Source organism: Dechloromonas denitrificans, from assembly GCF_001551835.1.
Classification (GTDB): domain Bacteria; phylum Pseudomonadota; class Gammaproteobacteria; order Burkholderiales; family Rhodocyclaceae; genus Azonexus; species Azonexus denitrificans.
This window is the reverse complement of sequence record NZ_LODL01000005.1, coordinates 164,439-167,265: the sequence shown is the minus strand read 5'-3', so window position 1 is coordinate 167,265 and position 2,827 is coordinate 164,439. Positions and strand designations below refer to the sequence as shown.

At 52.2% G+C, this 2,827-nt stretch carries 4 protein-coding genes; all 4 read left to right on the top strand.

The window, feature by feature from the left end:
- Positions 1–100: 100 nt before the first annotated feature.
- The 4 genes from AT959_RS01675 (at position 101) to AT959_RS21490 (ending at position 2,564) form a co-directional block, all read left to right on the top strand.
- Positions 101–478: a hypothetical protein gene (locus AT959_RS01675; protein WP_157651173.1), complete on the top strand. Its 378-nt coding sequence runs from the start codon at positions 101–103 to the stop codon at positions 476–478.
- A gap of 120 nt (positions 479–598) precedes the next feature.
- Complete coding sequence (locus AT959_RS20835; protein WP_157651172.1) at positions 599–1,348, top strand: hypothetical protein; 750 nt, start codon at positions 599–601, stop codon at positions 1,346–1,348.
- A gap of 80 nt (positions 1,349–1,428) precedes the next feature.
- On the top strand, positions 1,429–2,208 hold the full coding sequence (locus tag AT959_RS01670) for a suppressor of fused domain protein (RefSeq protein WP_066879939.1): 780 nt from the start codon (positions 1,429–1,431) through the stop codon (positions 2,206–2,208).
- Between the two features lie 77 nt (positions 2,209–2,285).
- Positions 2,286–2,564, top strand: a complete 279-nt coding sequence (locus tag AT959_RS21490; RefSeq protein WP_205629807.1) for a hypothetical protein — start codon at positions 2,286–2,288, stop codon at positions 2,562–2,564.
- Positions 2,565–2,827 lie beyond the last annotated feature (263 nt).

Genomic DNA, 2,827 nt, shown 5'->3' with positions numbered 1-2,827 from the left:
AACATTATAAAAAAACAAAGCCCCCAAACGATTGGAGGCTTTGTCAGCAATCTGAGACGGACCCATGGGTCCGTCTATTAACTGTTGAGCGTCATGAGCCATGATGCATCGTTACTTCGATTTGATCGACATTGCCTACAACAAGGCAACGCTTGTCGTACGCGTAATCGAGTTGCTTGAGGGAAATCCTGATGGCTATGTTGGCAGGCCTCTTACTATCACGGAGCAGAGCCAAACGTTTCGCATCGAGTTTGACCGCGTGACCGAGTTTCGAACGAACGCAGAACAATGCTTTACTCCGGAAGGCACTACCCGCAACATCACTCCCTTTGTCTTTGAGTGCGTGGGGTCCAAATATGCGAGTCAGGCGTGTCCCTTAGGCGCGGGAGCAGGAGAGGCTGCGAGGCATTTTGTTGTGTTCACCGAGTCAGTCGTTGTTGAGGTGCTCTCTTTAAATGAACCAACCATCGAGGGCTAAAGCAATGACGCCCAACCCTGCGGTCAAGCGGACCTGCCGAACACCCGCCTTGGTTTCATCTGGCCGCTTCGCGCGGCAGTCCGCTTACCTAGCTCGTTGGGCTTCATTGGAAAATCCACTATGAATAGATTTTGGCGCTTTCTGACAATTTTTGGAATTGGTGCTGCTGCGGCTACTGCTTGCGCCGACACGCCGAGTTTCGATCAAATACCAGATAGACCAGAAGACTTTGGATACAAGGTTAACTGGTTCGCCGTAAGAGCTAGCGATCTCAATTCCGTTGTTACTGCACTTGAGATTGGATCGGGAGCACCTGCTAACTGGGCATCAGGAATGGCGGCAGCCTATGGCCGTACCGGAGGGACCAACAAAGGACCGTGGATATTCTTGTCCCCACCAGTCAATGGCTGGATTTTCGTCGTGGGAAGTTCATTGCCCTATCCGGTGATGCACACACCTGATCGGCATGGCGGTATCGGTCAAAAATTCGACACCATACTTTCGCGCTTAACTGATCACTTTTCTGAGGTGCAGTTTTTTGGGAGTTATCGCGTTGTTGGATTTGTTGCGTGGGTGCGTGCTCAACGGGATCTACCCTTGAGGGTCTTCTCTTTTGGAGACGGAGAAGTCTACACAAATATCGGCAACCAAACCCTAGAGGAAGCTCGCCTCAAGTTTCTTGATCTCAGTGGCCTTTCACCACGCGCGGCATCGGAACGTCTTTTCAGCGTAGAAGGAAAACTACCTGACGAAACCAACGTACTTCAACTCGCAGCGTTATGGAGTCTCGATCCGGGGAAACTTTCTGAGATTGGCCACCAGCCCAGTCTTGGTCTTGTTGTTCAACTGCCGAAAGCATTGGCGCAATAGCACATTGATGCCCAACCAATCATTTCACCGGACCTGCGCTAAAAGCTGCGCAGGTAACTGTTAGCACTCAGGAGACTTAATTGAGCATCCGCAAGTTTGCAAGCAGTCTGATGGCCGCCACGCTCTCTTTCGTTGGCACCATTGCTTTCGGTGAAACCGACCAAGGCGAGAAGCAGTGGCAGGTTAATTACGATGCACGGCAAAAGCATTTCGAGAAAACGGTGGGGCCGCTTCCTTCGGACATATTGAAAATGCTCAACATGACCGGTGTATGGCCTGGCGGCGGGTTGTATGTCATTCCGGCTCCCAGACTGGGACAGAACCTCTCCGTTTACACGACATTTGGTTTCACGAACCCGGATATGCCAACTACAGTGCAAATGGCAAACTTCGATCTAAAGGCGGATGGAGATAGAGCAACAAAAGCTGGAGGTACTCTTACCAAGAAGCAGCCAGCACCAAAGCGACCCGGATTCGCCGGGTACGGTTATGAAATTATCGTGGTCGCACAGTCCAATCAGCAGTGGCCACTGAATTTACTTCAATGGGCCGCAAACGCGGAAATCGGAAACGACGTTGGTCTCCTCGGCCGTGTCGAGAAATACGATGGATTAACTGTTGAGCAGATTCAAGTGGGGCAGGGACAGATGGTGAATGTCTTGATCGCAAAGGCCCAAGCACCTCTGCCAACAGGAACCAGTCTACCGGCTGGAAGAATGGAAATCCTGGTTGCAACAACCATCACTGCTCAAGAGATGAAGTGGTCACAAAGCAATGGGCGAGCCGCATTGCTAAAGAAATTGCAGGAGTCTGGCGTTGGGCAAGTCAGTGTTCCAGATCGCCAGACTGTTGTGCAATGAGTGCTAACCCGGCAGTCGAGCGGACCTGCGCGAAGAGCCGCGCAGGTCCGCTCACTTTTACGTTGGGTGGCACCACGATGGCGCTTCTGAAGCATGAGATTTGGATAGACTCGGATGGACTGCCCAGCCTCTGCCTGGCGGGCCCGATGGGCGACGGGTTTCGCTCTCTTCAAGAACACGGTGCAGCGCTTATTGGCCTTATAGACGCCACGTCCCACTTCGAGGCAATGACTAAGTATTACGAAATCATGGGATGGGGCGTGTACACCACGGATTTTGAGTCTGACCACGAGTCATATTCTGAAGAGTGGCGGTCAATTCAAGATGGCGCAAAAGACAAAGGGCAACTCAAATGAAATGCCGCCCAACTCATCATTCCACCCAGACCTGCGCACAAAGCCGCGCATTCCGGTGAATTCAAACGTTCCTGAGGGTCCGCTTTTGCAATCGGCCTAGGTCCGCTATGGGTCGGGAGTTCGCATTCGCAGGATAGGAAAGCTGCCGTTCGTGGCCTCTCACACCTAAACGGCAGGTAGCAGGCACATTGCCGCCCGATCCTGCCCTGAGCCCAAAGTCGGCTTTGGCCGATAAGCGGAAATTTTAGGCGTAGTTTCGATTT

Excerpts from the sequence above, each read along its gene's own strand:
- AT959_RS01675 (WP_157651173.1), top strand. The coding sequence starts at position 101 with ATGATGCATCGTTACTTCGATTTGATCGACATTGCCTACAACAAGGCA.
- AT959_RS20835 (WP_157651172.1), top strand. The coding sequence starts at position 599 with ATGAATAGATTTTGGCGCTTTCTGACAATTTTTGGAATTGGTGCTGCT.
- AT959_RS21490 (WP_205629807.1), top strand. The coding sequence starts at position 2,286 with ATGGCGCTTCTGAAGCATGAGATTTGGATAGACTCGGATGGACTGCCC.